Origin of the sequence: Nostoc sp. PA-18-2419 (assembly GCF_005869855.1) — a bacterium.
Taxonomy (GTDB): domain Bacteria; phylum Cyanobacteriota; class Cyanobacteriia; order Cyanobacteriales; family Nostocaceae; genus Nostoc.
In genome coordinates, this window is sequence record NZ_SZNH01000088.1 from 1 (window position 1) to 4,828 (window position 4,828).

At 42.9% G+C, this 4,828-nt stretch carries 4 protein-coding genes; 2 read left to right on the forward strand and 2 right to left on the reverse strand.

Translation table 11 applies throughout. The features are described from left to right. Window positions 1-435: 435 nt before the first annotated feature. A complete protein-coding gene (locus tag FCR06_RS31940) occupies window positions 436-1,236 on the reverse strand; it encodes a DeoR/GlpR family DNA-binding transcription regulator (RefSeq protein WP_223280401.1) in 801 nt (266 codons plus the stop codon). Between the two features lie 290 nt (window positions 1,237-1,526). Here FCR06_RS31940 and FCR06_RS31945 point away from each other — a divergent pair, with 290 nt between their 5' ends. Beyond that, on the forward strand, window positions 1,527-3,440 hold the full coding sequence (locus tag FCR06_RS31945; protein WP_138506901.1) for a transketolase C-terminal domain-containing protein: 1,914 nt from the start codon (window positions 1,527-1,529) through the stop codon (window positions 3,438-3,440). Window positions 3,441-3,850: 410 nt separating this feature from the next. Continuing rightward, on the forward strand, window positions 3,851-4,372 hold the full coding sequence (locus FCR06_RS31950; protein ID WP_138506903.1) for a helix-turn-helix domain-containing protein: 522 nt from the start codon (window positions 3,851-3,853) through the stop codon (window positions 4,370-4,372). Here the strand turns inward: FCR06_RS31950 and FCR06_RS31955 are convergent. Continuing rightward, window positions 4,361-4,828: transposase (locus FCR06_RS31955; RefSeq protein ID WP_138506905.1), on the reverse strand; the 468-nt coding region annotated here is incomplete at its 5' end. The two genes, FCR06_RS31950 and FCR06_RS31955, sit on opposite strands and share 12 nt — an antisense overlap.

Sequence of the window (4,828 nt, forward strand, 5' to 3'; positions counted from 1 at the left end):
GGGTAGTAGTAAAAATCTTTGAATACTCCTTCGCCGACTTTCAAATCTTATGGGTTGCGGAAATACTGTTGCTAGCTTCTCAATTGTCACAGTTTTATGAAATTGCAATAGCATCAGCAAGATTTCTAGCATCTTGTACTGCGTAGGTGTCAGTACATTTTCAAAGCAAGTTTGGTAGAATTTAGGTAACATTATCATTTGATAGGTCTTGTTGAGAATACCTGACCTATCTTTTTTTACCTCAAAACGGTCACGCTCTTTTATTTGCTTTGTTTCAGCCCCTTTGTCACCCCTTCAGGAAAATCACATAAGAGGGATATTAGCACAACCGCATTTCTACCAGACAATCCCTGCTTTTTGTAACACAATCAGAGCGATACCTGCGGCGGGCTACGCCGACGTTTAGGTACTGATATCATGTCCGAATAATTCTTGTTAATAAGTACTATCACTGGATTCATCCTGGACAATGGTTAAACCCAAAGCTTTATAAGCAGTTAGCATCTTGTTAGATACAGTTGGTGCAGTTACCAGATAAGTTAATGCATGAATCGACTCGACTACATAAGGAGCAGCTGTGTCTAACTTCTCTGCTGTCGCTAATCCAACTACTTCCGCTGCTCCAGCAATCATTGCTCGTTTAACATGGGCTTCTTCTAAATTCGGCACACTAATACCAACTTCTGGATGCAGACTACATACACCCAACATGCACAAATCTGCACGAATCATCCGTAATGCCTCAATTGTAGCTGCACCGACGTTTACTAAAGCTTTTTTGTAGAGTTGTCCGCCCAACATCACAACTTGGATGTGGGGATGCTCTGCTAACGCAACGGCGATTGGAGGACTATTTGTGACGATTGTCGCTTGTAAATCTAAGGGTAAATGATGGGCTACTTGGAGAGTTGTCGTACCGCCATTTAAAATTACCACTTGCCCCGTACAAATTAATTTTGCAGCCGCACGGGCGATCGCTTCTTTTTCTTTTGGTGCTTGTTTTTGCCGATCTGCATAACTGGCGATCGCCGGAGAAGTCAAAAGCGCTCCACCATGAACGCGTTGCAAAAAACCAGATTCGGCTAATTCCCGCAAATCCCGACGAATCGTATCCTCAGAAACCTTTAGCACAGCACTGAGTTCCGATGACAGCACCTTTTTATCACGACGCAGAATTTCTAAGATGAATTGTCGCCGCTCTGCGGTTAGCATTGAAGGTTTTTCATGAAATTGCATATTTGCCCTTGAAATTGCACGTTTGTGAGTTTATACTTATAGCTATGCGGATCGTTGCATATTTTTCCTTGGGTTTAAATAAATTCAAGCATATTCGTGCATAAGGAGAGTTCAATGATTTTAGCCGATCCCTTGTAGTAACGGAAGTCTCTAAGCTACATGATTCCTCGTAGACCACTCGCTAATCAAAAGGATGGAATAATTTAAGCAAAAACACATTTGATTCGCCCGATCGCTCACGAAGGTTGTCGATAATTATCAATCCACATTTCAAATAAAAGGCATAAAACATGACAGTTACTAATACGCAATTTCCCATTAATCTCGGTGCTTATAAACCTCTGGCTCTCAATCCGGCAAATCCAACTCTCACAGACGAGCAAAGAGAAATCCTTAAAGCAAACATTCAACTGTGCCGCGATGCGATCGTTTTGTTTACTGCCACTGGTGCTGCTAGAGGAGTAGGCGGTCACACTGGTGGCCCTTACGACACAGTACCAGAGGTGATGATTCTCGATGCATTTTTTCGGGGAGCAGCCGATAAATTTGTGCCGATTTTCTTCGATGAAGCAGGACATAGAGCCGCAACCCAGTACTTGATGGCAACCCTAGATGGTGAGTTAGAAGCCGACCAACTTCTACACTATCGTGAGGCACACTTTGCCTTACCAGGACATCCCGAACTAAAATTAACTCCTGGTGTGAAGTTTAGTACTGGACGACTGGGGCATATATGGCCTTACGTTAATGGTGTGGTCTTAGCAAATCCTGGCAAGGTCGTTTTCTGTCTTGGTTCTGATGGCTCGCAGCAAGAAGGCAACGACGCGGAAGCCGCCCGCTTGGCTGTTGCTCAACATCTCAATGTCAAGTTAATTATTGATGATAACGATGTCACCATTGCCGGACATCCATCCAAATATCTACCCGGTTTTACAGTCGCTAAAACTTTAGAAGGTCACGGATTAAAGATACTAGAAGGAGACGGGGAAGACTTAGACGATTTATATCGTCGCCTTTGCGAAGCAGTAAATACTCCTGGGCCGATCGCTCTGGTCAACAAACGCCCCATGTGTCCTGGTATTGAAGGGTTAGAAGGCTCCACTCACGGTCACGATGTCATTCCAGTAGACTTGGCGATAAAATATCTGGAATCACGCGGACATACAGCTGCTGTCGAATGTCTAAAAAACATTCAAAAACCCAAGCAAAGCTATACTTTTGTTGGTTCTGGTGATAAATGGGGCGCTAATCGCAATGTATTTGGTGAAGCAGTGGTTGATGTCTTAAGCCGGATGAGTGAAGCAGAACGCAAACAAAGCGTCAAAGTTATCGATAGTGACTTGGAAGGTTCCTGCGGACTCAAGAAAATTCACGATACATACCCGGAAGTTTTCATTTCCTCTGGAATTATGGAACGGGGTAACTTCTCTGCTGCTGCTGGGTTTGGCATGGAGGAAGGAAAGCAAGGAATTTTTGCAACTTTCAGCGCTTTCTTAGAAATGTGCATCTCAGAAATTACGATGGCACGGCTAAACTACTCAAATGTTCTTTGCCACTTTTCCCACGCAGGTATCGATGACATGGCAGATAACACCTGCCACTTCGGTATAAACAACATGTTTGCTGACAACGGCTTGGATGATGGCCAAGCAACACAGCTGTTCTTTCCCGCAGATAGTAATCAGATGAAAGCTTGTGTAGACGCTGTGTTCTTTGAGCCGGGACTGCGGTTTATTTTCTCCACTCGTTCTAAAGTGCCGAATATTCTTGACAGTAATGGTAACGACTTCTTTGCTGGTGACTATAAATTTACCCCTGGTAAAGATGAGGTCATTCGAGAAGGAACACAAGGCTATATCATTAGTTTTGGCGATGCTCTGTACCGTGCCGTTGATGCAGTGGAACGGCTCAAACAGGAAGGGTTGGATGTAGGTTTGATTAATAAACCAACCTTGAATGCTATTGATGAAGAAGTGATCGCAAAAGTCGGTAAAGCTCCTTTTGTCCTTGTAGTAGAAGCATTCAATCGGCGAACCGGATTAGGTAGCCGTTTTGGTTCCTGGCTGTTAGAGCGCGGGTTTACTCCCAAATACGCTCATCTTGGCACTCATAAGGAAGGTTGCGGCGGTTTATGGGAACAGTATCCACATCAAGGCATCGACCCAGTGAGTATTATAAATAAGGTCAAAGACTTAGTTAAATAACACAACTTACGCACAAAGATTGTCTGTTGAGACTAAGTATAAAGGTGTAAGTGGGTTTAGGCTCTTTACCTGTTTGTAAGTCATAGATGCTACCTCACTCTCACTTACTTGTCTCAGACATCTATGACTTTTGCAAGAGGTCTAATATCTCACTCCTATTTTGTAGACAGATTGTCTACGCTGTCTATAGTTTAACGGCGCTAATTTTTGGGATATAGACGGCTAAAAAGCTCTCAGTGACGCGTTTTTGGCGGCTATAGACAAAAATTTTAATTCCTCAAAATATAGCGACTTTCAACTAATACAATGCTGATTTTTGTAGACCACTTACTTTAACAGTAACTCTCTATACCAATTTAATATGAAGCTGCATATAATGGAGAAAACAAATTTGATAAATAAAAATAACCGTGAGCCGCCCTTTTAAGATTGAAATCGCAGAGAGCGAAGAAGAACTTAAAAAACGTCTACAAACAGCGAATTTAGGAAACCAGAAAGAAAAGCTTATTATGCTGTGGTGGATAAAAAGCGGGCAAGTTAAGGAGCAGCAAGAAATCGGAAGACGCTTGGCAAAAGATACTTCAACGGTCACCAGATGGTTGCACAAGTATAGAACTGATGGAATATCAGGCTTATTAGAAATCAAAAAGGCGCCAGGAGCAAAACGGAAAATCGATGATGCTGCGATCGCAGCACTCTTAGAGGAGTTAAAAACAGGAAAAGGCTTTAGTAGCTATGGTGCAATAGTTGAGTGGTTAAAAGAAGAACATGGACAAGATATAGAGTATGCAACGGTTTATGCCTGGGTTCGATATCGATTAGGGGCAAAACTAAAAGTGCTTCGCCCTCAAAGCCATAAGCAAGAAGAGAAATTGGTATCTGAATTTAAAAAAAACTCGGAATCATTCTTACAGCAGTTTTCAAATGAATAGACCACAATGAGCAAACCAGCCGCAAGCATCATCGGAGGAAATATGCTCAGTCACAATCTGTGTTAATACTTGGTTAAGTTGCTCACAAGTACGGGCTTTTGCAGTACGTAAACACTGTTTGAGTTTTGACCAACACAATTCGATAGGAGACAAATCAGGCGAATAGGGAGGTAAAAAGACAAGCCGCGCACCAACAGCTTCAATAGCTTCTCGAATTACCAGGGCTTGATGTACTGGTAGATTATCCATGACTACAGCCGCTCCCACCCACAATTGAGGTGTCAGAATCTCTCGAATGTAGGTTAAGAATACATCGGTATTGACGCTGCCAGGAATACTCATAGTGGCAATTAGTCCATCCATACTCAACGCCCCAATTAACGAGATGTTTTTTCCTCGATTCCGGGGGCAAGAGTCGTACAATCGCTCACCACGTTTTGCACGTCCATAGAGCCG

What these genes read in the sequence shown, in the direction of transcription:
- FCR06_RS31940 (WP_223280401.1), bottom strand. Translation starts at nt 1,236, where the DNA reads ATGCAATTTCATGAAAAACCTTCAATGCTAACCGCAGAGCGGCGACAA.
- FCR06_RS31945 (WP_138506901.1), top strand. Translation starts at nt 1,527, where the DNA reads ATGACAGTTACTAATACGCAATTTCCCATTAATCTCGGTGCTTATAAA.